The organism is Pseudomonas sp. NPDC086251, assembly GCF_044746405.1.
Taxonomy (GTDB): Bacteria; Pseudomonadota; Gammaproteobacteria; order Pseudomonadales; family Pseudomonadaceae; genus Aquipseudomonas.
In genome coordinates, this window is sequence record NZ_JBIVBY010000042.1 from 1 (window position 1) to 23,185 (window position 23,185).

At 59.9% G+C, this 23,185-nt stretch carries 20 protein-coding genes; 7 read left to right on the forward strand and 13 right to left on the reverse strand.

From position 1 onward, the window contains the following. Positions 1 to 128: 128 nt before the first annotated feature. A complete protein-coding gene (gene tsaD, locus ACIPL2_RS31110; RefSeq protein WP_401363502.1) occupies positions 129 to 1,154 on the forward strand; it encodes a tRNA (adenosine(37)-N6)-threonylcarbamoyltransferase complex transferase subunit TsaD in 1,026 nt (341 codons plus the stop codon). 23 nt (positions 1,155 to 1,177) lie between these two features. Here the strand turns inward: tsaD and plsY are convergent, their stop codons facing one another. Beyond that, complete coding sequence (plsY, locus tag ACIPL2_RS31115; protein ID WP_401363505.1) at positions 1,178 to 1,747, reverse strand: glycerol-3-phosphate 1-O-acyltransferase PlsY; 570 nt, start codon at positions 1,745 to 1,747, stop codon at positions 1,178 to 1,180. Positions 1,748 to 1,821: 74 nt separating this feature from the next. Here plsY and folB point away from each other — a divergent pair, with 74 nt between their 5' ends. Then, a complete protein-coding gene (gene folB, locus ACIPL2_RS31120; protein WP_007980224.1) occupies positions 1,822 to 2,178 on the forward strand; it encodes a dihydroneopterin aldolase in 357 nt (118 codons plus the stop codon). Next, on the forward strand, positions 2,169 to 2,687 hold the full coding sequence (gene folK, locus ACIPL2_RS31125; RefSeq protein ID WP_401363509.1) for a 2-amino-4-hydroxy-6-hydroxymethyldihydropteridine diphosphokinase: 519 nt from the start codon (positions 2,169 to 2,171) through the stop codon (positions 2,685 to 2,687). Before folB ends, folK begins: the two co-directional genes overlap by 10 nt. An 85-nt stretch (positions 2,688 to 2,772) precedes the next feature. Here folK and ACIPL2_RS31130 read toward each other — a convergent pair whose 3' ends face one another. The 11 genes from ACIPL2_RS31130 to ACIPL2_RS31180 all read right to left on the reverse strand — a co-directional run bounded on the left by ACIPL2_RS31130 (position 2,773) and on the right by ACIPL2_RS31180 (position 16,966). Further along, complete coding sequence (locus ACIPL2_RS31130; RefSeq protein ID WP_401363513.1) at positions 2,773 to 4,002, reverse strand: multifunctional CCA addition/repair protein; 1,230 nt, start codon at positions 4,000 to 4,002, stop codon at positions 2,773 to 2,775. Positions 4,003 to 4,065: 63 nt separating this feature from the next. Then, positions 4,066 to 5,628 (reverse strand): SpoVR family protein, encoded by a 1,563-nt coding sequence (locus ACIPL2_RS31135; RefSeq protein ID WP_401363515.1) that lies wholly within the window; start codon positions 5,626 to 5,628, stop codon positions 4,066 to 4,068. Next, positions 5,625 to 6,896: a YeaH/YhbH family protein gene (locus ACIPL2_RS31140; protein WP_401363517.1), complete on the reverse strand. Its 1,272-nt coding sequence runs from the start codon at positions 6,894 to 6,896 to the stop codon at positions 5,625 to 5,627. The genes ACIPL2_RS31135 and ACIPL2_RS31140 overlap by 4 nt, the downstream gene beginning before the upstream one ends. Positions 6,897 to 7,098: 202 nt before the next feature. Then, a complete protein-coding gene (locus tag ACIPL2_RS31145) occupies positions 7,099 to 9,021 on the reverse strand; it encodes a PrkA family serine protein kinase (protein WP_059407387.1) in 1,923 nt (640 codons plus the stop codon). Between the two features lie 297 nt (positions 9,022 to 9,318). After that, positions 9,319 to 9,648, reverse strand: a complete 330-nt coding sequence (gene glpE, locus ACIPL2_RS31150) for a thiosulfate sulfurtransferase GlpE (RefSeq protein ID WP_401363520.1) — start codon at positions 9,646 to 9,648, stop codon at positions 9,319 to 9,321. Between the two features lie 33 nt (positions 9,649 to 9,681). Continuing rightward, on the reverse strand, positions 9,682 to 10,566 hold the full coding sequence (locus ACIPL2_RS31155) for a symmetrical bis(5'-nucleosyl)-tetraphosphatase (RefSeq protein ID WP_401363523.1): 885 nt from the start codon (positions 10,564 to 10,566) through the stop codon (positions 9,682 to 9,684). Then, positions 10,566 to 10,946 (reverse strand): Co2+/Mg2+ efflux protein ApaG, encoded by a 381-nt coding sequence (gene apaG / locus ACIPL2_RS31160; RefSeq protein ID WP_401363526.1) that lies wholly within the window; start codon positions 10,944 to 10,946, stop codon positions 10,566 to 10,568. The genes ACIPL2_RS31155 and apaG overlap by 1 nt, the downstream gene beginning before the upstream one ends. A 123-nt stretch (positions 10,947 to 11,069) precedes the next feature. Next, on the reverse strand, positions 11,070 to 11,888 hold the full coding sequence (gene rsmA / locus ACIPL2_RS31165; RefSeq protein ID WP_401363529.1) for a 16S rRNA (adenine(1518)-N(6)/adenine(1519)-N(6))-dimethyltransferase RsmA: 819 nt from the start codon (positions 11,886 to 11,888) through the stop codon (positions 11,070 to 11,072). Continuing rightward, on the reverse strand, positions 11,885 to 12,874 hold the full coding sequence (gene pdxA / locus ACIPL2_RS31170) for a 4-hydroxythreonine-4-phosphate dehydrogenase PdxA (RefSeq protein ID WP_401363532.1): 990 nt from the start codon (positions 12,872 to 12,874) through the stop codon (positions 11,885 to 11,887). The genes rsmA and pdxA overlap by 4 nt, the downstream gene beginning before the upstream one ends. Then, positions 12,871 to 14,187 carry a peptidylprolyl isomerase SurA gene (gene surA / locus ACIPL2_RS31175; RefSeq protein ID WP_401363535.1) on the reverse strand — a complete coding sequence of 439 codons (1,317 nt, stop codon included), beginning with the start codon at positions 14,185 to 14,187 and terminating at the stop codon, positions 12,871 to 12,873. The genes pdxA and surA overlap by 4 nt, the downstream gene beginning before the upstream one ends. Next, positions 14,168 to 16,966, reverse strand: coding sequence for an LPS-assembly protein LptD (locus tag ACIPL2_RS31180; RefSeq protein ID WP_401363538.1), 2,799 nt, complete (start codon positions 16,964 to 16,966; stop codon positions 14,168 to 14,170). Before ACIPL2_RS31180 ends, surA begins: the two co-directional genes overlap by 20 nt. Positions 16,967 to 17,096: 130 nt before the next feature. On the opposite strand from ACIPL2_RS31180, the gene ACIPL2_RS31185 reads away from it, so the two are divergent. The 3 genes from ACIPL2_RS31185 to ACIPL2_RS31195 are packed head-to-tail and all read left to right on the forward strand — an operon-like array spanning position 17,097 to position 19,553. Then, entirely contained in the window at positions 17,097 to 18,116 is a 1,020-nt protein-coding gene (locus ACIPL2_RS31185; protein ID WP_401363541.1) for an aminoglycoside phosphotransferase family protein, read from the forward strand. Next, positions 18,113 to 18,784 carry an N-acetylmuramate alpha-1-phosphate uridylyltransferase MurU gene (gene murU, locus ACIPL2_RS31190; protein ID WP_401363544.1) on the forward strand — a complete coding sequence of 224 codons (672 nt, stop codon included), beginning with the start codon at positions 18,113 to 18,115 and terminating at the stop codon, positions 18,782 to 18,784. Before ACIPL2_RS31185 ends, murU begins: the two co-directional genes overlap by 4 nt. A gap of 1 nt (position 18,785) precedes the next feature. Further along, positions 18,786 to 19,553, forward strand: coding sequence for a TerB family tellurite resistance protein (locus ACIPL2_RS31195; RefSeq protein WP_401363547.1), 768 nt, complete (start codon positions 18,786 to 18,788; stop codon positions 19,551 to 19,553). Positions 19,554 to 19,695: 142 nt separating this feature from the next. On the opposite strand, the gene ACIPL2_RS31200 is transcribed toward ACIPL2_RS31195, so the two are convergent. Beyond that, on the reverse strand, positions 19,696 to 20,682 hold the full coding sequence (locus ACIPL2_RS31200; protein ID WP_401363550.1) for an alpha/beta hydrolase family protein: 987 nt from the start codon (positions 20,680 to 20,682) through the stop codon (positions 19,696 to 19,698). A 73-nt stretch (positions 20,683 to 20,755) separates the two neighbouring features. On the opposite strand from ACIPL2_RS31200, the gene ACIPL2_RS31205 reads away from it, so the two are divergent. Beyond that, the gene (locus tag ACIPL2_RS31205; RefSeq protein ID WP_401363552.1) at positions 20,756 to 23,152 is read left to right on the forward strand and encodes a PAS domain S-box protein; all 2,397 of its coding nucleotides are present in this window, start codon (positions 20,756 to 20,758) and stop codon (positions 23,150 to 23,152) included. The last annotated feature ends 33 nt before the right edge of the window (positions 23,153 to 23,185 follow it).

A 23,185-nucleotide genomic window follows, 5' to 3' on the forward strand; every position in this document is an offset into this window, starting at 1 on the left:
TAAGGGGTGCGGATGTTACCCCCGCCTCGCTCGGAATGCAAAGCCTCTGATCGAAAACCGCTGGTCGGGGCATCACGTGGCGACTATTATGCGCGCCTTCGAATTCAGCCTAAACAAGGCGCAAACCCATGCTAGTACTGGGATTAGAAACCTCCTGCGACGAAACCGGTGTCGCACTTTACGACAGTGAGCGCGGCCTGCTGGCCGACGCGCTGTTCAGCCAGATCGACCTGCACCGCGCCTATGGCGGTGTGGTGCCGGAGCTGGCCTCGCGCGATCACGTCAAACGCATGCTGCCCTTGATTCGTCAGGTGCTGGCCGAGGCGGACTGCGTGCCGACAGAGATCGACGCCATCGCCTACACCGCAGGTCCTGGCCTGGTCGGTGCCTTGCTGGTGGGCGCTTCCTGCGCTCAGGCACTGGCGTTTGCCTGGGGCATTCCGGCGCTGGGCGTGCACCACATGGAAGGCCATTTGCTGGCGCCGATGCTGGAGGCGCAACCACCGGAATTCCCGTTCGTCGCTTTGTTGGTGTCGGGTGGTCATACGCAGCTGGTTCAGGTCGATGGAATCGGGCAATACACGCTTTTGGGCGAGACCCTCGATGATGCTGCCGGTGAAGCGTTCGACAAAACCGCAAAAATGATGGGCCTCAATTATCCGGGTGGCCCGGAAATCGCGCGTCTGGCGGAGCAAGGCGTTGCAGGACGTTTTACCTTTCCGCGTCCGATGTGCGACCGCCCAGGCCTGGCTTTCAGCTTCAGTGGCCTGAAAACCTTCGCGCTGAACACCTGGCAGCAGAGCGTCAGCGCCGGGGACGACAGCGAGCAAGCCCGTTGCGACATCTCGCTGGCGTTCCAGCAGGCCGTGGTGGAGACTTTGACCATCAAGTGCAAACGCGCCCTGAAACAGGCGGGCATGAAGCGTCTGGTGATCGCTGGGGGCGTTAGCGCCAACAAGGCGTTGCGCACCTCGCTGGAGAAAATGCTCGGCGACATGCAGGGCGATGTGTTTTATGCCCGTCCGGAATTTTGCACCGACAATGGCGCGATGATTGCGTTTGCCGGTTGCCAGCGCTTGCAGGCCGGTCAGCACGAAAGCTTGGCGATCAGCGTGCAGGCACGCTGGCCGATGGAGCAATTGTCGGGGTTGTGATGAGCGGCGCTCAGGTGCGGTATTTAAAAATGCCGTTCGCGCCCGGCAAACAGGTCGCGTAGATTGCCGCGATGGCGCCAGACGATCAGTCCTGTGAGTGCGCTCATGGGCAACAGCGCCGCCGGTTCTTGCCAGGCTAGCAGCGGCAGGGTCAACGGTGTGGCGATCAACGCGGCCAATGAGCTGGTGCGGGTCAGGTAGAACGTCAGCAGCCAGGCACAAACCGCCAGCAGTGCAGCTGGCGGGTACAGGCCCAGCAGCATGCCGGCAGCGGTGGCGACACCCTTGCCGCCGCGAAAGCGAAAGTACAGCGGGAACAGGTGGCCGATGACGGCACTGACGCCAATCCAGGCCTGTTCTTGCAGCGAAAGGCCCACAAGGCCTGCGATCAGTACGGGCAGCAAGCCTTTGCAGAGGTCGCCGAGCAACGTCAGGACGGCGAGTTTTTTGCCGGCCAGGCGCAACATGTTAGTGGCACCGGCATTGCCCGAGCCACTCATTCGCGGATCGGGGTTACCGGTCAGGCGGCTGAGCAAAATGGCAAAGGACAGAGAGCCGAGCAGGTAGGCGAGGATCGCCAATAACCAAAACATGCTAACTATTCCGGGCGAGGACGCCCTGATTCTAACGGCGCAATGCGCCCTTGTCGTGCAGCGGAGAAAAGTGCTTGGACAGAGTGTTTATCGAGGGCCTGGAAGTCGACACCGTCATTGGTGCCTACGACTGGGAGCGAGGCATCCGACAGTGCTTGCGTCTTGATCTGAGCTTCGCCTGGGATAACCGCCCGGCCGCCGCCGGTGATGACCTGACGCTGGCACTCGATTACGCGAGCGTTTCGTCGCGCATCCAGGCCTTTGCCGAGCAGGCTCAATACCAGTTGGTCGAGACTTTTGCCGAGCGTCTGGTTGAGGTGCTGATGAGCGAATTCAAGATCACCTGGGTGCGCCTCAAATTGACCAAGCCAGGCGCTGTCCCGGCAGCCACCGGTGGTGTGGGCGTGGAGATCGAGCGCGGATGTCGCTGACTCAGGTGTACCTCGGGCTCGGTAGCAATATCGAGCGCGAAATCCATTTGCAGGCTGGCCTCGACGCCCTGGCGGGGTTCCTGGTGGATATACGCTGCTCGGCGGTGTTCGAAAGCCAGCCGGTGGGCATCAAGAGCGGGCCGTTCTTCAACTTCGTGGTCTCGGCTTACACCGATCTGCCACTGATGGAGCTGGACCGTCGGTTGAAATTCATCGAGGCGGACAACGGTCGTTACGCGCCGGATCGCAAGGGTTTGCCGCTGGATATCGACGTGTTGCTGTTCGGCGATCTGGTCGGCAACTTCGATGGCTTGATCCTGCCACGGGCCGAAATTCTGAAAAATGCCTTTGTGCTGTGGCCGTTGTCGCTGATAGCGCCGGATCGCGTGCATCCGGGTGTAGGCAAAAGCTTTGCGACGTTGTGGAGCGAGGCGCAGATAGATCAGGTGTTGGCGCCGGTGGCGTTTGAGTGGCGCGGCGAGCAGTTGACCCCTTTGAATTTGTTGTGAGGCGGATGACGCCTTCGCGGGCGAGCCTCGCTCCTACAGGGTTTACGCTGATCTCTGTAGGAGCGAGGCTTGCCCGCGAAGCTTTTCAGGCCGACGCATTCTCCTTGTAAACCTTCAGCGCCTTTAGCCGCTCACGCTTGATCGCCTCACCCAGCTCCGGCCCCTTGAATCCCTTCTCCAGCAACGGCTGAACCGCCACGCTGCGAGCCGCTGTCGCCGCCCCACGCAAATAATCCGCCTGTGGATAACTTCGCTGCTCCAGACCTTTGCGCCCACGGGCGTCCATCTCGCACGCTGCGATAAACTCTTCGAACCGCTGCGGTCGACGGTAAACGTCGAAGCTCTGCAGCAGCTCCAGCAAAGTCGACGCCCTCAGCTCCAAGGCGCGATGGCCGTGGGTGTGATATTTGCCCACCAGCAGCGCCAGCTCCTGGCAATCTTTCGGCGCCTTGAAGCGTTCATTGACCGCTTTGATCAGTTTCAAACCCGTGTGTTCGTGAGCAATGTGCCGCGGCCATTCCTCCTCGGGCGTCAGGCCTTTACCCAAGTCATGCAGCAAGCAAGCCCAGCGCACGGTCAGCGGTTGTTTATGCAGCGCCGCTTGTTCCAGGACACTCAGGGTGTGTACGCCGGTATCGATTTCCGGATGATGGACTTCCGGTTGCGGCACACCGAACAGCGCATCGACTTCCGGCATCAACACCTTGAGCGCGCCGCATTCGCGCAGCACTTCAATGAATACCTGTGGCTGATCTTCCATCAAGGCGCGGGAGATTTCTTTCCAGCTGCGTTCAGCCGTCAACGCCTCCAGTTCGCCTGACTCACTGAGGTGACGCATCAGCTCCAGGGTTTCGGCTGCCACGGTAAAACCCAGTCCGGCATAACGCGCCGCGAAGCGGGCAACACGTAACACCCTGAGCGGATCTTCGGCGAACGCGGGGGAAACGTGGCGAAGCAAGCGTGCTTCAAGGTCGCGTTGGCCGTGGTAAGGATCGGTCAGGTTCTGCTGATCGTCCTCGGCCATCGCATTGATTGTCAGGTCGCGACGGATCAGGTCTTCTTCGAGGGTGACTTCGGGGCTGGCGTGAAAGGTGAAGCCGCCGTAACCGCGTCCGCTTTTGCGCTCGGTTCGGGCAAGGGCGTATTCCTCACCGCTTTTTGGATGAAGAAACACCGGGAAGTCTGCGCCCACCGGACGAAAGCCCTTGGCGAGCATTTCTTCGGTGGTGGCGCCGACCACCACCCAATCGATATCGGTGACCGGCTTGCCCAGCAGGCGATCGCGTACCGCGCCGCCAACTTTATAAATCTGCATAAAAAACCTCCGTTAGCTCGACAGGATAACCTTTGCGTCGAGCTTTCGGAGGCACAAACGGGTTCAAAGATGGATGACGGCCAGGTCCAGTCGGCCGTAATCACCTTCAGCGTGTTCGCCTCTGGGCGGAACGTGGTGGGTTTTCATCACTTGGTCGCCTTGCAGGGTTTCCAGATGAATATCGAAGCCCCACAGGCGGTGCAGGTGTTTGAGCACTTCCTCGGTGGACTCGCCCAGTGGTTTGCGGTCGTGTTGCTGGTGACGCAACGTCAGGGAGCGATCGCCACGTCGGTCGATGCTGTAGATCTGCACGTTGGGTTCGCGATTGCCCAGGTTGTATTGCGCGGCCAGGGTTTCACGAATGATGCGGTAGCCGCCTTCGTCATGAATCGCAGGGACCAGCAAATCGTCCTTCTGGTCATCATCGAGAATGCTGAACAGCTTCAGGTCACGGATCACCTGCGGTGACAGGTACTGCAGGATGAAACTCTCATCCTTGAAGCTGCTCATGGCGAACTTGATGCTCGACAGCCAGTCGGTGCCGGCAATTTCAGGGAACCAGCGATAGTCCTCTTCGGTAGGGTGTTCACACATGCGCCGAATGTCCCGGTACATGGCAAAACCCAGGGTGTAAGGGTTGATGCCGTTGTAGTACGGGCTGTCGAAGCCGGGTTGAAAGACCACGCTGGTGTGGGACGTCAGAAACTCCATCATGAAGCCATCGGTCACCAGGCCTTCGTCATACAGGTCATTCATCAAGGTGTAGTGCCAGAACGTGGCCCAGCCTTCGTTCATCACCTGGGTCTGGCGCTGCGGGTAGAAATACTGCGCGATCTTGCGCACGATCCGCACGATTTCGCGCTGCCAGGGTTCCAGCAGTGGTGCGTGTTTTTCGATGAAGTACAGGATGTTTTCCTGAGGTTCGGCGGGGAAGCGCGCGTTGTCCTTGTCGCTGTACTTGTCCGCGCCTTTCGGAATGGTCCGCCACAAATCGTTGATCTGCTTCTGCAAATGCTCTTCCCGATCCTTTTGCCGACGGCGCTCTTCTTCCGCCGAAATCGGATACGGACGTTTGTAGCGGTCGACTCCGTAATTCATCAGGGCGTGGCAGGAATCGAGCAAGTCCTCTACCGCGTCGATGCCGTGGCGCTCTTCGCATTGCATGATGTACTGCTTGGCGAACACCAGGTAATCGATGATTGAACTGGCATCCGTCCAGGTGCGGAACAGGTAATTGCCTTTGAAAAAGCTGTTGTGCCCATAGCAGGCATGCGCCACGACCAGCGCTTGCATGCAGATGGTGTTTTCTTCCATTAGATAAGCGATGCATGGGTCCGAGTTGATCACGATCTCGTACGCCAGCCCCATCTGGCCGCGCGAGTAGGATTTCTCGGTGCTGAGGAAGTGTTTGCCGTAGGACCAATGGTGATAGCCCAGCGGCATGCCGACGGAGGCATACGCGTCCATCATCTGCTCGGCGGTGATCACTTCAATCTGGTTGGGATAGGTGTCCAGGGCATAACGAGCCGCCAGGCGACTGATTTCCTTGTCGTAGGCCTGGATCAGCTCGAACGTCCATTCTGAGCCGGTGGAAATGGGTTGGCGCTTCTGCTCTTTGGCGGTCATGTCACTAACCTGCGCTGGAAGAGTTCACGGAAGACCGGATAGATATCGCCGGCCGAGACCAGTTGTTGCTGGGCAAAAGTGTCAGAGAAGGCTTCAGCGATGCGTTCGTACTCGAACCACAAGGCCTGGTGTTCGCGCGGGGTGATCTCAACGTAAGTGTAGTACTGCACGAACGGCATGATCTGGTTGATCAGGATGTCGCGGCAAATCGGCGAGTCGTCGTTCCAGTTGTCGCCGTCGGAGGCCTGGGCGGCATAGATGTTCCACTCATTGCTCGGATAGCGCTCGGCCATGATCTCCTGCATCAGTTTCAAGGCGCTGGAAACGATGGTGCCACCGGTTTCCCGGGAGTAGAAAAACTCTTCCTCATCCACTTCGCGGGCGCTGGTGTGGTGGCGGATGAACACGACGTCGATCTTGTCGTAGTTACGCTTGAGGAACAGGTACAGCAGGATAAAGAACCGCTTGGCGATGTCCTTGGTCGCCTGGGTCATTGAGCCGGACACGTCCATCAAGCAGAACATGACCGCCTTGGAACTGGGGTTGGGTTGCTTGATGAGCAGGTTGTACTTGAGGTCGAAAGTGTCGAGAAACGGGACGCGATGGATGCGCGCGCTGAGTTTTTCGATTTCCGCCTCGATTTCCTGAATATCGCCGAAGTTGTCCGGTTCATCCTGCTTCAATCGCAGGAGTTCCTCCTTGGCTTCACGCAATTTTGCCCGGCTGCTGCCGGACAGGGCGATCCGCCGCGCGTGGGCCGAGCGCAAGGTGCGGATAATGTTGATCCGCGACGGGTTGCCCTCGTTACTGATGCCTGCGCGTACGGTCTTGAAGGTGTCGGTGCCGGTCAGGTTGCGCTTGACCAGGTTGGGCAGTTCGAGGTCCTCGAACATGAATTCGAGAAATTCCTCCTGGGTAATCTGGAAGACGAATTCGTCCATCCCTTCGCCCGAATTACCGGCCTTGCCCGGGCCTCGGCCGCCACCACCTCCGGGCGGACGGGCAATGTGCTCGCCGCTGGTGAATTCCTTGTTGCCCGGATGCACGACGGTCTGCTTGCCACCGCGACCGTGGTGAAGCACCGGCTCGTCGATGTCGCGACCGGGAATGCTGATCTGCTCGCCGTGTTCCATATCGGTAATGGAGCGCCGGCTGACCGCCTCTTCGACGGCCTTCTTGATGTGATCACGGTAACGCCGCAGAAACCGCTGACGGTTCACCGTGCTCTTGTTCTTGCCATTGAGACGTCGGTCGATCACATAGCTCATGACTGCTCCTTAGAAGCTGTCCTGAAAGGGGCGAGCGGTTACGCAGCATCGACCGTGCCAAGGGATGTACACGCTCCCCCAAGCGCTTTTGGATGCTGCCTGAACCTCGCGACCGTCTTTCGAACACCTTCCAGAGGTCTGTGTAACAGAAAACGCGTACACAGGCCTCTGGCTGACGACAACCGGTCTGACCGGCAGCGGGTTATTGTGATTTTCTGACCCGCAGGTACCACTCGGACAGCAGTCGTACCTGTTTGTCGGTGTAGCCCCGCTCGACCATCCGTGTGACGAAGTCGTTGTGCTTCTGCTGGTCTTCTTTGCTGGCCTTGGCGTTGAAGCTGATGACCGGCAGCAGGTCCTCGGTGTTGGAGAACATTTTCTTCTCGATGACCACCCGCAGTTTTTCGTAGCTGAGCCAGGTTGGATTCTTGCCGTTGTTGTTGGCCCGGGCGCGCAGTACGAAGTTGACGATTTCGTTGCGGAAATCCTTCGGATTGCTGATGCCGGCCGGTTTTTCGATTTTCTCCAGTTCTTCGTTCAGTGCTACGCGGTTGAGGATTTCGCCGGTTTCCGGGTCGCGGTATTCCTGGTCCTGGATCCAGAAGTCTGCGTACAGCACGTAGCGATCGAAGATGTTCTGGCCGTACTCGCTGTAAGACTCGAGGTAGGCGGTCTGGATCTCCTTGCCGATGAATTCGATATAGCGCGGTGCCAGGTACTCCTTGAGGAAGCGCAGATAGCGTTCGCGGGTCTCGGCCTGGAACTGTTCCTGTTCGATCTGTTGTTCCAGCACGTAGAGCAGGTGCACCGGGTTGGCGGCGATTTCGTGCGGATCGAAGTTGAAGACTTTCGACAGAATCTTGAACGCAAAGCGGGTCGAAAGACCGTTCATGCCTTCGTCGACACCGGCGTTGTCGCGGTATTCCTGGATCGACTTGGCCTTCGGATCGGTGTCCTTGAGGTTTTCCCCGTCATACACGCGCATCTTCGAATAGATGTTGGAGTTTTCCGGCTCTTTGAGGCGCGAGAGCACGGTGAACTGGGCCAGCATCTTCAAAGTGTCAGGCGCGCAGTGAGCCTTGGCCAGCGAACTGTTGAACAAGAGCTTGTCGTAGATCTTCACTTCGTCGCTGACCCGCAGGCAGTACGGCACTTTGACGATGTAGATCCGGTCGATGAACGCTTCGTTGTTCTTGTTGTTGCGGAAGGTGTGCCATTCCGATTCGTTGGAGTGGGCCAGCAGGATGCCGGTGAACGGAATCGCCCCCAGGCCTTCGGTACTGTTGTAGTTGCCTTCCTGGGTGGCGGTCAGCAGTGGGTGCAGCACCTTGATCGGCGCCTTGAACATTTCGACGAATTCCATCAGGCCCTGGTTGGCCCGGCACAGTGCGCCCGAATAGCTGTAGGCGTCGGCGTCGTTTTGCGGGAATTCTTCGAGTTTGCGGATATCGACCTTGCCCACCAGCGCCGAGATGTCCTGGTTGTTTTCATCTCCCGGCTCGGTTTTGGCCACGGCGATCTGGTTGAGGATCGACGGATAGAGTTTCACCACACGGAACTGGCTGATGTCGCCGCCGAACTCGGCCAGGCGCTTGGTGGCCCATGGCGACATGATGGTGTTGAGGTAGCGCCGTGGGATGCCGAAGTCTTCCTCGAGGATCGCGCCATCTTCGGTGGCGTTGAACAGACCCAGAGGCGATTCGAATACCGGCGAGCCCTTGATCGCGTAGAAGGGCACTTTCTCGATCAGCTGTTTCAGCTTCTCGGCCAGGGACGATTTCCCGCCGCCGACGGGGCCGAGCAGGTAGAGGATTTGTTTCTTCTCCTCCAGGCCCTGGGCGGCATGGCGGAAATACGACACGATCTGGTCGATGCATTCTTCCATCCCGTGGAAGTCTTCAAAGGCCGGATAGCGGCGGATCACCTTGTTGGAAAAGATTCGCGACAGTCTCGAGTTGGTCGAGGTGTCGAGCAGCTCCGGTTCTCCGATGGCCAGCAGCAGACGCTCGGCGGCGGAGGCGTAGGCGCTGCGGTCCTGTTTACACAGCTCAAGATACTCTTGCAGCGAGAGTTCTTCCTGGCGTGTGGACTCGAAGCGTTGTTGGAAGTGGCTAAAGATACTCATGACGTCACCTCGCTCGATACGTGGAGCCGACGCCGGATCAGTCAGTCGATGCTGGCAGCAACCGGATATGCAGTTGCTGTTTACCCCCCAGAACCCTTTCAAAGCGTACCGCCCCGAAAGCTACTCCCGATGACCCGCGCGCCGGTGTACCGGCTCTCCCCTGTTTTGGATGGCCTGCGCTTAAGGATAGTTGCTTATTCGGGAGGTAAAGGCGAGATACGTAATTAGTTGTGGCAGACCGTTCGTCTGCCACCGCGCTAGCCCGCGAGGGCCGGGGCCTCGCGTGTTACAAAAAAATTATTCGGAGGTGCCTTGCGCCGTTTCCGAAGGATAAGTCGTACGCCACAACTCGAAACCGCCATCCATGCTGTAGACGTCAGAGAAGCCTTGGCTGATGAGGTACGCCGCAGCGCTCTGGCTGGAATTGCCGTGATAGCAGACCACTACCGTCGGTGCATCAAGGTCGGCGGCACGGATGAAATCCGAGATGGAAACGTTGTCCAGATGCTTCGAACCGCTGATGTGCAACGCGGCATAAGTGGCAGGGTCGCGGACGTCGACCACCACTGCGCCTTGTTCGCGCAGGGCCTGGGCCTGTTCCGGGGGGATACGTTTGAATTCGCTCATGGCGGGCTCCTGTGGCTCGGCTGAAAGCGCAGTCTAGCGCGGGACGCTGACTGACGATTGTTCGGAGATTCGTGGGGCGACTGGTGGCACGGCAGCATGGCCATGCTCGTCGCATTTGCAGGACAGGCGTTCACCGCTGTCGACATTCATCAGGGTCAGGGCACCACCCCAGACGCAACCGGTGTCGAGGGCCGAGATGCCCGGCTCCAGGACTTTGCCTTCCAGCGCGGCCCAATGACCGAAGATGATCTTCAGGCCTTTGGTCTTGCGCTCCTTGTGCTGGAACCAGGGTTTGTAACCCGGCGGCGCAGAGTCGAGGCCTTCCTTGCTCTTGAGGTCAAGCTTGCCTTCGGCGGTGCAAAAACGCATGCGGGTGAAATAGTTGGTGATCACCCGCAGACGTGGCACGCCTGTGAGGTCGTTGTCCCATTTCGCCGGGTCGTTGCCGTACATGCCGTCGAGGTAGGGCGGGAGCAAGTTGTCATCGCGCAGGGCCGTCTCGACCTCGGCGGCGCACTTCAGGGCTTTGCGCAGCGACCATTGCGGCGGAATGCCGGCATGCACCAGCGCCACGTTACGTTGCTCGTCGTAGTGCATGAGTTTTTGCTGACGCAACCATTCCAGCAGCTCGGCGCAATCGGGCGCTTCGATGATCTCGCGCAGGGTATCGGCTTTTTTCAGGCGTTCGATGTTCTTCCCGGCGGCCAGCAAGTGCAGGTCATGGTTGCCGAGTACGCACACCAGCGATTCGCGGATGCTATAGAGGAAGCGCAAGGTTTCCAGCGACTGCGGGCCACGGTTGACCAGATCGCCGACCAGCCACAGCCGATCCTTTGCCGGATCGAAGGCGACTTTTTTGAGCAGGCATTGCAGGGCTTCAAGACAGCCTTGCAGATCACCGACAGCATACGTCGCCATCAGTGCAAGGCTCCGGGCACCGCCAGCCGGAAGGGCGCGATGACAGCGTCGAAGTGCTGACCGTCGTCGGCGACCATCTGGTAGGTGCCTTGCATCGTGCCGACCTTGGAGGTCATGACCGTGCCGCTGCTGTAGGTATGGCTCTGGCCCGGCTCGATCAGCGGTTGCTGACCCACAACGCCGGCGCCGCGTACTTCCTCGACATGCCCGTCACCGTCGGTGATGACCCAGTGCCGTGACAGCAACTTGGCCGGTAACTCGCCATTGTTTTGCACGGTAATGGTGTAGGCGAAGGCAAAGCGTTCGTGCTCGGGTTGCGATTGTTCTGCCAGATAGCGGGTGACGACGCTGACGTCGACCTGATAACGAGGATCGGACATGCAAGAGGCCTTAAAAACGAAGCGGGACGCGGGGCGTAGCTGATGGAACTCAGTCTAGGCCAAGTATCGGGTAGTAAACCAGACATGACGGCCGGTGTCCTACCCGATAACGCTTCAAGCCTGTCAGATGTCGGCAGGTGTCTGTAGGACTTGTTCGCTGAGCTTGTCGGCCAGGCGCACGAAAGCGGCCAGGTCGAGCTGCTCGGGACGCAGGCTGCCATCGACGCCGGCGGCTTCGATTTCAGCGTTGCTCAGGAGCAATTTGAGCGTGTTGCGCAGGGTCTTGCGGCGCTGGTTGAAGGCTTCGCGCACGACGCGTTCCAGCAGCTTGTGATCCTTCGCCGGGTGCGGCAATACGGCGTGCGGCACCAGGCGGACGATGGCCGAATCGACTTTCGGCGGCGGATTGAACGCGCCCGGACCCACGTTGAACAGATGCTCAACCCGGCAGTGATACTGAACCATGATCGACAAACGGCCCCAATCACCACCGCCAGGCCCCGCCGCCAGACGCTCGACCACTTCCTTTTGCAGCATGAAGTGCATGTCGCGAATCAGGCTGGCGTTATGCAGCAGGTGGAAAATCAGCGGCGTGGAGATATTGTACGGCAGGTTGCCGACCACTCGCAGGGTGTTCGGCGCGGCGTTCAGGCTGTTGAAGTCGAACTTCAGCGCATCACCCTGATGCAGGTTGAAGTTGCTCTTGTGGGCGAACTGCTGATTGAGGATCGGGACCAGATCCTTGTCCAGCTCGACCACGTCCAGCTGAGCGCCACTGTTGAGCAGGCCTTGGGTCAGCGCGCCCTGGCCCGGACCGATTTCCAGCAGGTGATCTTCAGGCTTGGCGCGGATGGCACGCAGGATGCGGTCGATAACGCCGGCATCGTGCAGGAAGTTTTGGCCAAAGCGTTTGCGCGCCTTGTGTTGGTAATGCTCGGTCATAAACGGGTCTCGGCCATCTGGTAGGCGGTTTCCAGGGCGACTTGCAGGCTGCCGGTATCGATTTTGCCGCTGCCGGCCAAATCCAGGGCGGTGCCGTGGTCGACCGATGTGCGGATGATCGGCAAGCCGAGGGTCACGTTGACTGCCGCGCCGAAGCCTTTGTATTTCAGCACGGGCAGGCCCTGGTCGTGGTACATCGCCAGCACCGCGTCGCAGTGCTCCAGATATTTGGGGGTAAACAGAGTATCGGCGGGCAGGGGACCGCGAAGGTCCATGCCCTCGCCGCGCAGGCGCTCTAATGTAGGTTCGATGATGTCGATTTCTTCATGGCCCAGGTGTCCGCCTTCGCCGGCATGCGGGTTGAGCCCGCAAACGAGGATGCGTGGCTGGGCGATGCCGAATTTTTCTTGCAGGTCGGCGTGCAGAATTCGCGTGACCCGTTCCAGACGCTCCGGTGTGATTGCATCGGCAATCTCGCGCAGGGGCAGGTGAGTGGTGACCAGGGCCACGCGCAATCCGCGAGTGGCGAGCATCATCACCACTTGCGCGGTGTGGGTCAGGTCGGCGAGAAATTCCGTGTGCCCGGAAAAAGCAATCCCGGATTCATTGATCACGCCCTTGTGCACCGGGGCGGTGATCATGCCGGCGAAATGCCCGTCGAGGCAGCCTTGGCCAGCACGGGTGAGGGTTTCCAGAACGAAAGCCGCGTTGGCCTTGTCCAGTTGCCCGGCGGTGACCTTGGCGTTGAGCGGCGTATCCCAGACATACAGGCTGTTGGCTGGCGCGGGTGCATCCGGCCAGTGGTCCGGGGTTACCGGCAGCAAATCGACAACCACACCCAGCTGCGCGGCCCGCTCAAGGAGCAGGTCGCGGCTGGTGATGGCAATCAGGGGATGTGGCTGGGCTTGCGAGGCGAGCAGCAGGCACAGGTCAGGACCTATGCCGGCCGGCTCGCCGGGTGTCAGCGCGAAACGTTTGGGTTTCACTGTGTTGCCTGGTCTGCACCAGGGAGCTTGATCTCTACGTACGCTTCGTCACGGATCTGACGCAGCCAGGTTTGCAGCTCTTCGTCGTATTTGCGATTACGCAATACGGTCATGGCTTGCTGCTCACGTGCCTGAGTCGTGTTGTCGGTGGCGCGGCGCCCAAGAACTTCCAGGACGTGCCAGCCATATTGGGTCTGGAACGGCTTGGACAGCTTGCCTTGAGGGGTCTTGGCCATCACTTCGCGGAACTCGGGCACCAGTGCATTCGGGTCGATCCAGTTCAGGTCGCCGCCGTTGAGCGCGGAGCCCGGATCTTCCGAGTAGCTTTTCGCCAGTTCGCCGAAGTCTTCGCCCGCTTCGATACGGGTGTAGAGGGATTCGGCCAGCGCTTTGGTTTTTGCTTCGTCGCGGATCGGGCTCGGCTTGACCAGGATGTGACGCACATGCACTTCGTCGCGCACCTGGGTCTCACCGCCACGCTTGTCGAGGATCTTCAGGATGATGAAGCCGCCCGGGGTGCGCATCGGTTGAGTGATGTCGCCGACAGCCATGGTGCCCAGCATGCGATCGAACGGAGGTGGCAATTGAGCGGCTTTACGCCAGCCCATGTCGCCGCCTTCCAGAGCGGTTTCGCTGGCGGATTTGGCGATTGCCAACTGACCGAAGTCAGCGCCTTGCTTGAGCTGCTGGTACACCGCGTCTGCTTGCTTGGCGGCATTCTGAATCGCGTCGGAGTTGGCGCTTTCCGGCGTAGGAATCAGGATGTTGGCCAGGCGGAACTCTTCGGACAACTGCATCTTGCCAAGGTCGGAAGCGAGGAAGTTCTTCACTTCCTGCTCGGAAACCTGGATGCGCTCGGCGACACGGCGCTGACGCACACGGCTGATGACCATTTCGCGGCGAATCTGGTCGCGTGCGTCTTCGTACGACAGGCCGTCGCGAGTCAGGGCGGCGCGGAATTGATCCACCGTCATGTTGTTGCGCTGGGCAATGGTGCCGACAGCCTGGTTCAGTTCTTCATCGGTAATGCGGATGCCGGAACGCTCGCCGATCTGCAATTGCAGGTTTTCAACGATCAGACGCTCAAGCACCTGCTGATCCAGTACGCCGGCCGGCGGCACCGCAGCACCGCGTTTGGCGATGGTTTGCTGAACTTCGTGAACGCGTTGGTCCAGTTGGCTCTGCATGACCACGTCGTTGTCGACGATGGCCACCACTTTATCGATGGACTGTACCGCGGCGTTGGCCGCAGTACCCAGGAACAGCGCGCCCAGCATCAGCGGGCGCAGACAATCAGAAAGCTTGGTCTTCACGTTCACGATAACCTTGAATGCCTTTGTCGAGGAAGCTCTCTACTTTGGCGCCGGTGAGGCCGCCGAGTCCCTTCAGAACAATTTGGAGGAAGACGCCATGGTCGCCTTTTTCGTTTTGCGGAGCTTCCTGACTGAATTCGTCGTAGGAAACCCAGTAACGGTTGATCAGGCGCAGTTTCCAGCAGCAGTTGTCGTACTCGAAACCACCGAAGGCTTCCAGGGTACGGTTGCGGTTGTAGTCATACTGCCAGCGGCTGATGGCGTTCCATTGCGGCACGATCGGCCAGATCACCGAGAAGTCGTGCTGTTCGATTTTGTAGTAATCCTTCACGTAGCCAGGCGTGCCCGGGGTGCCGTAGTCACCACCACCCACTTGCCATTTACCCGTGGTCTGGTCGTAACGGATCTGGTCATTGCGATAGCGATAGCCGGCGTTGATGACCTTGTTCGGGTTGTCTTCAGGCTGGTAGTGGAACATTGCGCTGCCCGAGCGAGGGCTGCGGCTGTCCGGGTCCCAGTTGTAATCGGCAGTGGTGCGCCAATCGCGGTTCCAGCGGTATTCGTATTCCAGTGCATAAGGCGAAACATTGGCATGCGCATCGTCGCGGGTTTTGGCATCGATACCCGGCAACTGGACTTCACGGTCCTTGAAGTACAAGGCCTGGCCGACGCTGATGCGTTGACGTTCGAAGCCGTTGTCTTCGATCCAGCGGTTGGTCACGCCCAGGGACAGTTTGTTCTCGTCGCCGACACGGTCGGAGCCGGAGAAACGGTTGTCACGGAACAGCGACGCGTAGTTGAAGGTGTACTCGCCCGTGTCGAACACCGGAATGTCTTCCTGATCTTTCTCAGGAACATAGAGGTAGAACAGACGCGGTTCCAGGGTCTGGCGATAGTTCTTGCCGAACCAGGTGGTGTTGCGATCGAAGTACAGGCCGCTGTCGATGCTTGCGATCGGGACGCCACGGCTCTGATTGGTGCCGAATGTGCCGTTGAGCTTGTCCTGTTCCGCGGTCTGCGCTGCAACCTGGCTCTTGCCGATGCTGTCCAGGTCCAGTTGATACTGCGTGTACTGGTACTTGAGCGATGGCTTAAGGAAACCATAAGTCCAGTTCAGCGGCAGGCTTACGACGGGCGCCAGGTTGAGACGGTCGCCATTGGCGCGTGCCAGGCCTTGAACGTTGGTGTCGAGCCGTGGAGATACGTTGCCGTCTTCGTCGGTGTAGTTGCCGTTTTGCAGATCCCGGTCAAACCGCACGATTTCAGTGTTGTATTTGAAATCCAGGCCACCCGGATGGTATGGCAGCGCACCGTCGAAAGTGATCTGCGGCAAACGATCATACGGCGTGATGTTCGATACGGTCGCCAGCTGATAGGCCTGGGCGTTGATCCGCGCGGTGTAATCGTCGCCGCGATAGCTGACCGAACCCTGCTGGTTCACATAGTCAGCACTCTTCACACCAATCTGATCGGTTTGCAGATCCTGGAAGTAATACGGATCGCTGATGTTGGTGTAGTCGACCTGAGTGAATACCCGCGAATCCAGGCCACCCTTGTGCTGCCAGTTGTACATGTAGCGGGTTTTGTCGTAGTCGCTCTGCTTGCTGCGCTCGTTATCTTCGTCGTTGAGGTACGCGGCGCCGAACTGGCCTTCGCTGGACGGCGTCAGATAGCGGAACTCGCCTTCCATCAACAGGCCGCGTTTGCCCATGTAGCGCGGGTACAACGTGGCATCGTAGTTCGGTGCCAGGTTGAAGTAATACGGGGTAACCAGCATGAAGCCGGTATCGCTGCCGGTGCCGATGGTCGGCGGCAGGAAGCCCGACTGGCGACGGTCGTCGATCGGGAAGTAGATGTACGGCGTGTACAGGACAGGAATGTCCTTGACCCGCAGTGTCACGTTGGTCGCGGTACCGAAACCGGTGGCCGGGTTCAACGTGATGTTGTTGCCCTTGAGCTGCCAGGCGTTGCTGTTCGGCTCGCACGTGGTGTACGTACCATCCTTGAGGCGGATGATCGCGTTCTCGGCACGTTTTGCGTACAGCGCACTGCCGCGCACGCGCGATTTGTGCATCACGTATTCGGCGTTGTCGATCTTGGCTTCACCGGTGTCGAGTTGCACGTCGGCGTGGTCGCCCACGATCAGCGCGCCGTTGTCGCGAACACGCACGTTGCCGCTCAGTTCGCCACGGCTCTCGGCCTGGTAGAGGTTCGCTTCGTCGGCTTCGACCTGCATGCTGCCCTGACGCATGACCACGTCACCGGCCAGGGTAGCGATCTGCTCATCCTGCTTGTAGCGGGAGGCCTTGGCACCGAGGAAGGTCGGAGCGTCACTTTTATTCGTCTTGTCGTTCATGCCAGGACGAATCGGTTCGATATAGGAACCAGAGCAATAAGGACCGGTTTCGGCCAATTGCGCTGCAGTGAGGTTCTCGCGCGGAACCCAGTCGAGGTGGCTGTAGTCTGCACTACGCGACTTCAGGCCGCGGCCCTTGGCCTCGGTAACGAGGACGGGTTTGGCGCCGGTGTCTTCGCTGGTGCCGCTCTCGGTCGCAGGCTCGCCGCCCGCGCTGACCGCGCTGCCGTCATGGACGGGGCGGGGTGGCAGCGCAGCTGCTGGAGATTTTGGCGCACAGTCCCAGGCACCCGAAGCAGAGACTGAGCAGTCATACTGTTCCGCGGCGACCACGAATGAAGTGGCTAGAGGTTGCAGGGCCAGCAGACTGCCGGTAACCAACAACGGAAATTTTTTACGAAACGCGGGGGATTTCAATGCCATCTTATTAGTCCGGGCTTCCTGCGTGCCATCTGCCCGCGGTGTGGGCCGCACGCCTCTCGATGGTCTGAAAAAGATGCTGGATAATAAAGCATGACCCGCTTGACGGCTAGCGCCGTCGGAGACCCTTGCAATGCCTGACCAAGATGTACGTTTGCAACACCTGAAAGTTTGGCTCGATGAGCAGTTGGCGATCCTCTTTGCAGAACAAGGCTGGGGCGTCGTACCCCCGGCCACGTTGATCGCGGCCAGTAGCGACGCGAGTTTTCGGCGCTATTTCCGCTGGGAAGGCGAGGGCAGGAGCTTCGTCGTAATGGACGCACCGCCGCCCCAGGAAAACTGCAAACCCTTCGTGGATATCGCTTTTTTGCTGGCGAAATCCGGAATAAATGTGCCGAAAATTTATGCCGAGGACCTCGAGCGTGGTTTTCTTTTGCTCAATGACCTGGGCAACCAGACTTATCTGGACGTAATCGACAGCGAAAACGCCGACGATTTGTTCAAGGATGCCCTGCAAGCACTGCTGGCTTTTCAGCAGTTGCCGATGGTCGCACCGCTGCCAAGTTATGACGTGGCATTGCTGCGGCGCGAGCTGGAATTGTTCCCCGAGTGGTACGTGAAGCGCGAGTTGGGCATCGAGTTCGACTCGGCGCAGCAAATGCTCTGGCAGAACGTCACTGATCTGTTGATCGACAGTGCCCTGGCGCAGCCAAAAGTGCTGGTGCATCGCGACTACATGCCGCGCAACCTGATGCTGAGCGAGCCCAATCCGGGGGTGCTGGATTTCCAGGACGCGGTCTACGGTCCTGTGACCTACGACGTCACCTGCCTGTTCAAGGATGCGTTCCTCAGTTGGCCTGAAGAGCGTGTCTACGGATGGCTGGAAAATTACTGGCAGCAAGCCGGCGCCCTGGGCATTCCGGTTCAGCCGGACTTCGAAGACTTCCTGCGCGCCAGCGACCTGATGGGAGTGCAGCGTCACCTGAAAGTCATCGGCATTTTCGCCCGCATCTGCCACCGCGACGGCAAGCCGCGTTACCTGGCCGATGTGCCGCGCTTCTTTGCCTATATAGAGGCAGTGATCGCCCGCCGTCCTGAACTGGCCGAGCTGGATGTGTTGCTGCTGAGTCTGCGTGCCGGAGCGAATGCATGAAGGCAATGATTCTGGCGGCCGGCAAAGGCGAGCGCATGCGCCCGCTGACCCTGACCACGCCAAAACCGCTGGTTCGCGCAGGCGGGGTGCCGCTGATCGAGTATCACCTGCGTGCGCTGGCCGCGGCCGGTTTTACCGAGATCGTGATCAACCATGCCTGGCTCGGCCAGCAGGTTGAAGACTATCTGGGCGATGGCGCGCGTTACGGCGTGAGCATTCAGTACTCGCCGGAAGGTGAGCCGCTGGAAACCGGCGGCGGGATTTTTCGCGCGTTGCCGTTGCTGGGCGAGGAGGCCTTTGTGGTGGTCAACGGTGACATCTGGACCGACTACGACTTCAGCGTGTTGCATCAGCCCATCGCCGGTCTGGCCCATCTGGTGCTGGCGGATAACCCGGCGCATCACCCGACGGGGGATTTCGGCCTGATCGACGGGCAGGTGCGCGACGGTCAGCCGGGCGGTGCAAACTTGACCTACAGCGGTATCGCGGTGCTGCACCCGCAACTGTTCGACGGTTGCGCTGCCGGGGCATTCAAACTGGCGCCGTTGCTGCGCACAGCGATGGCGCAAGGACAAGTGACGGGCGAACATTTGAACGGGCATTGGGTGGATGTCGGCACTCACGAGCGCCTGGCTGAAGTTGAAACCCTGATAGAAGCGAGACGCTGACATGCTGTGGCCAGGGACTCTGATTGGAGCCGGAGCGGGCTTTGCCATAGCCAGCATTCCGGGGGCCATGCTTGGCGCGTTGCTGGGACAAGCGCTGGATAGGCGTTTGAACCTGCAGAGTTGGGCGCACTTGCGCGAAAAACTCGGCGGTCGTCCGGTGTTGCGCAACGACGAATTGCTGTTCGTGTTGCTGGGCCGGTTGGCCAAGTGCGATGGACGAGTAGTGGATGGCCACATCCAGCAGGCCCGCCAGGAGATGCGTTCGCTGGAAATGACCGAGTCGGCCCAGCGCCGGGCGATTGCCGCGTTCAATCGCGGCAAGTCGGGTCATGACCGGCTGCGCGGTTACCTGCGGCGCTTGAGTACTCAGCCTTATGCGGCCGAAGGCGTTTTACGCGCCTGTTGGCGGATGGTCTGGGCCGATGGGCGTGCCGGTGGCCGTGAGCGCGAGTTGATTGCGCAGTGGGGTAAATGGCTGGGCTGTACACCGCAACAGGTGCAGGCCCTGGCCACCGACTATGAACCACATAAACGCGGGTTGGGTAACAGTGTTGCAACCTATCAGGACGCCTTGCGGCTTTTGGGCGTGTCCGCCACCAGTGAGCCGGCGCAGATCAAACGGGCTTATCGGCGCCTGCTCAGTCGGCATCACCCGGACAAGATTGCCGGCAGCGGCGCGACGGCGTTGCAGGTTCGAGAGGCGACTGACAAAACTCGCGAGTTGCACAATGCGTATACGTTGATTCGTCAGCGGCGGGATTTTCGTTAGCAGGGCAGGGTTGTTGTGCCTGTGCGGCCGCCTTCGCGAGCAAGCCCGCTCCCACATTTGATTTCGGCCGTAGACAAAATCTGTGTCCACTGAAGATCTAATGTGGGAGCGGGCTTGCTCGCGAATGGAGCGACGCGGTCTGTCAGTCCGCCGCAGGCTGAGGATTTAACCAGCCGCGCACCCGACGAACCAGCTGTTCCTGCTCCGCTTTGGTATCAGGCAACGCCTTGAGCGACACTTGGTTGTATGCCGAAACCTTCAACCGCTTGCTGGCCTGCAAACGCTCAAGGGCCAAATTGCGATCCAGCGGCTTGTCCATGTAGAAGATGTCTGCAGTGGGCAACTTCAAGGTCGGCGTCAGCTCAACCAGTTCGGGTTTCGCGGCGGCGGGCGTCTGCGCCGCGACCATCACGAACTTCTCCACTTGCGATGGCTGCTTCTCGCTCAAGTATCGCGCGGCCCAGTAAGCGCCGGTGCCATGCCCCAACACGACGATGCGGCGAGCGCTTTGTTGTTCGGCATACGCAATGGCCGCATCAATGCGAGAAAAGATGCGTTCGGCGTCGGCCTTTGATTGTTCCTCGGTGGTTTCAGCGATGGCCTTGTCGGCCACTTCCGCTTCACCGCCGGCCGCTTGTTCAATGGGGGCCGCCGTGGTCGAGTCCTTGCTGCCGGTTTCCGGTGCTTTGAGCGTTGGCGGCATTTCCACGACCCGTGGCGCGATGGCATCGCTTTGCAGGTCCGGCAAGGTGATACTCAGGCTGCTCCATTGGGCGTCCGGCAATTTACGACGCAATGGCCCGATTGCTTGCGGCCAGTCAACGGTTTCGCCGGCGCCAGGGATGATAATCACCGCGCCTTTGGGTTCGGCGGTATTGGCCGGTTTCCACAAGGCCAGGAACGTGTCGGCACCAGCTTGTAGTTGTTGCTGTTCTTGAGCGGGGATTTTTCGTTCAAGTGCTGTCGATTCTTCCTGGCTACGCTCAAGCAGCGGCTGACGCTCGACGGGTTTTTCTTCCGTGGCAGGCGCCGGGTCAGCCGCCTCGGCGGCTGCTTCGACGGAAAACGCGCAAGGCAGGATCAGCGACAGGCACAATGCTGGCAGTGCCAGGCGGTAGACAGGGGGCATCGGATATTCCAGGCCAGAAGTTATTCCGGCAGCCTAATGGGTTGGTCAGTATTTGTCAGTGTGTGAGATTTCGATGATGCGTTTTCGCTGCCTGTGGGTTATCGGCTGTTTGTGGTTTCCCTTGATGGGTTGGGCGGCCGCCGTGCCACCGGCGCACGTCGCGCAATTGTCCGCGAGCCAGCAACAATGGCTGGCGCAGCATGACGAATTGCGGGTCGGGCTGGTGTTGCAAGCGCCCTTTGCCCAATACGACCGCCGTTTGCAGCGCCTGTCCGGGGTCAACGTCGAGCTGATGAAGTGGCTGGCCAAGACGCTCAAGGTCGAGCTGAGCTGGCGCAACTTCCCCGACCTTGCCCAACTGGAAGCCGCTGCGCGCGAAGGTGAAATCGACATCGCTCCGGGGCTGACCCAAACCCCTGGAGGCCTGCGTCTGTGGCAGTTTTCCGATCCGTACATGCGGGTGCCGCAACTGGTGGTCAGCGACCAGAAAAGCGCCGGCGTGGTTGAACTGGAAAAACTCGACAGCCAGACCCGCGTCGCCGTGCGCATGCCCAGTGCCACCGCCGATTACCTGCGCAGTAATTACCCGCACCTGAACCTGCAAGGCGTACCGATCGAGCGCCAGGCCTTGCAGTTGCTGCTCAGTCAGCAGGCGAGTTATGCCGTGGTCGACGAGGCGCAACTGGGGCGCCTGTCCATCGAGCCGGAGTTCTCCGAGCTTTTGGTGGTTGGCGACATTGGCCTGCCGCAACTGCTGCGCGTCGCCACCCGGCGGGACTGGCCAGAGCTGGCCGGCATTGTCGAAAACGCCTTGCGGGCGATCCCCGCCAAAGACCTGGAACAACTGCACAACCAATGGTTGCAACCCAAGTACCCGCGGCTGACCGAATCCCCGGGTTTCTGGCAAAACCTCTGCCTGCTGTTGCTGGTATTGACCCTGAGCAGCCTGGCCATCGTGTTTTGGCAGCGTCGGCAACAGCACAGTCTGGAGCAACGATTACTGGAGGCGCGGCAAGACATTGTCCTGCGTACCGCCAGCGAAGAAGCCTTGCGCCTGACCCAGTTTTCCATCGACCAGAGCACCGTCGGCATTCTTTGGGTCAACTGGGACAGCCATGTGCGCTACGCCAACCGTGCGGCCGAAACCATGCTCGGTTATCCGGCGGGCGGAATCATCGATCGGCCGCTGATCGACTTCGAGCCCGGCTTGCACATGGACCGCTGGCTGAACCTGTGGAAACGCGCGCGGGCCAGCGAAGAGGGCCCGCAAAGTTTCGAAACCAATTGTGTGCGGGCCGATGGCAGCATCCTGCCGGCAGATGTGTCGCTAAGCTTCCTGCGTTTTCGCGATGGCGAATACCTGGTGGTCTACCTCAACGACGTCACCGAGCGCCGTCGCGCCCTGGCCGCGTTGCAGGAAAGCGAAGCGCGGCTGCAAGGGATCGCCGCCAACGTTCCCGGATTGGTCTTTCGCCTGGAGCGGGCGCCGGTGACGGGGCAGATCGACTTTGCCTACATCAGTGAAGGCAGTGAAAGCCTGTCGGGTTACTCGCCCGCGACCCTCGCCCATCGCGACAAAGGCCTGCGCAGCCTGGTCCACCCGGATGACAAGGCCAGCTATCACCGAACACAGGACCATGCGCTGGATACCGACAGCGACTGGTCGTGGCAAGGGCGGATTCTGACCCGTTCCGGCGAACAGCGTTGGGCCGAGATCAAGGCGATTACCCGGCGACTCGAAGACGGCGCGTACGTCTGGGACGGGATCGTCTGGGACATCAGCGAGAGCAAGCGCATCGAGCTGGAGCTGGCGAGTTCCCGGGAGCAACTGCGTGAATTGTCGGCGCACCTGGAAAGCGTGCGGGAAGAGGAAAAAGCGCGGATAGCACGGGAAGTTCACGACGAGCTGGGTCAGATGTTGACCGTGCTCAAGCTGGAAACGTCCATGTGCGAACTGGCCTACGCGCAACTCGACCCCGGCCTGAATGAGCGCTTGAACAGCATGAAGCGCTTGATCGCCCAGTTGTTCCAACTGGTGCGTGATGTGGCCACGGCGCTGCGACCACCGATTCTCGATGCCGGGATCGCCTCGGCGATTGAATGGCAGGCCCGCCGATTCGAGGCGCGCACGCAGATTCCGTGTCTGGTGCAGGTGCCGGACAACTTGCCGGTGCTGAGTGATGCCAAGGCCATTGGCTTGTTCCGGATCCTTCAGGAAGCGCTGACCAATGTCATGCGCCATGCCCAGGCGCATACTGTTGAGCTGACATTGACGCTGGAAGGCGATGAGTTGTGTCTGACCGTCAGCGATGATGGCGTAGGATTTGTCGCTTCCACCGGTCGGTCGACATCCTTTGGGGTGGTCGGCATGCGCGAACGGGTGTTGATCATGGGTGGGCAGTTGACGCTTGAGAGTGAACCGGGGGAGGGCACGACCCTGAGTGTGCGAGTGCCGTTGGACGGGGCCTGAATGTGTGTTGTCTGGGCTGACGCCTTCGCGAGC

Excerpts from the sequence above, each read along its gene's own strand:
- tsaD (WP_401363502.1), top strand. The coding sequence starts at position 129 with ATGCTAGTACTGGGATTAGAAACCTCCTGCGACGAAACCGGTGTCGCA.
- plsY (WP_401363505.1), bottom strand. The coding sequence starts at position 1,747 with ATGTTTTGGTTATTGGCGATCCTCGCCTACCTGCTCGGCTCTCTGTCC.
- folK (WP_401363509.1), top strand. The coding sequence starts at position 2,169 with ATGTCGCTGACTCAGGTGTACCTCGGGCTCGGTAGCAATATCGAGCGC.
- ACIPL2_RS31130 (WP_401363513.1), bottom strand. The coding sequence starts at position 4,002 with ATGCAGATTTATAAAGTTGGCGGCGCGGTACGCGATCGCCTGCTGGGC.
- ACIPL2_RS31135 (WP_401363515.1), bottom strand. The coding sequence starts at position 5,628 with ATGACCGCCAAAGAGCAGAAGCGCCAACCCATTTCCACCGGCTCAGAA.
- ACIPL2_RS31140 (WP_401363517.1), bottom strand. The coding sequence starts at position 6,896 with ATGAGCTATGTGATCGACCGACGTCTCAATGGCAAGAACAAGAGCACG.
- ACIPL2_RS31145 (WP_059407387.1), bottom strand. The coding sequence starts at position 9,021 with ATGAGTATCTTTAGCCACTTCCAACAACGCTTCGAGTCCACACGCCAG.
- glpE (WP_401363520.1), bottom strand. The coding sequence starts at position 9,648 with ATGAGCGAATTCAAACGTATCCCCCCGGAACAGGCCCAGGCCCTGCGC.
- ACIPL2_RS31155 (WP_401363523.1), bottom strand. The coding sequence starts at position 10,566 with ATGGCGACGTATGCTGTCGGTGATCTGCAAGGCTGTCTTGAAGCCCTG.
- apaG (WP_401363526.1), bottom strand. The coding sequence starts at position 10,946 with ATGTCCGATCCTCGTTATCAGGTCGACGTCAGCGTCGTCACCCGCTAT.
- rsmA (WP_401363529.1), bottom strand. The coding sequence starts at position 11,888 with ATGACCGAGCATTACCAACACAAGGCGCGCAAACGCTTTGGCCAAAAC.
- ACIPL2_RS31180 (WP_401363538.1), bottom strand. The coding sequence starts at position 16,966 with ATGGCATTGAAATCCCCCGCGTTTCGTAAAAAATTTCCGTTGTTGGTT.
- ACIPL2_RS31185 (WP_401363541.1), top strand. The coding sequence starts at position 17,097 with ATGCCTGACCAAGATGTACGTTTGCAACACCTGAAAGTTTGGCTCGAT.
- murU (WP_401363544.1), top strand. The coding sequence starts at position 18,113 with ATGAAGGCAATGATTCTGGCGGCCGGCAAAGGCGAGCGCATGCGCCCG.
- ACIPL2_RS31195 (WP_401363547.1), top strand. The coding sequence starts at position 18,786 with ATGCTGTGGCCAGGGACTCTGATTGGAGCCGGAGCGGGCTTTGCCATA.
- ACIPL2_RS31200 (WP_401363550.1), bottom strand. The coding sequence starts at position 20,682 with ATGCCCCCTGTCTACCGCCTGGCACTGCCAGCATTGTGCCTGTCGCTG.
- ACIPL2_RS31205 (WP_401363552.1), top strand. The coding sequence starts at position 20,756 with ATGATGCGTTTTCGCTGCCTGTGGGTTATCGGCTGTTTGTGGTTTCCC.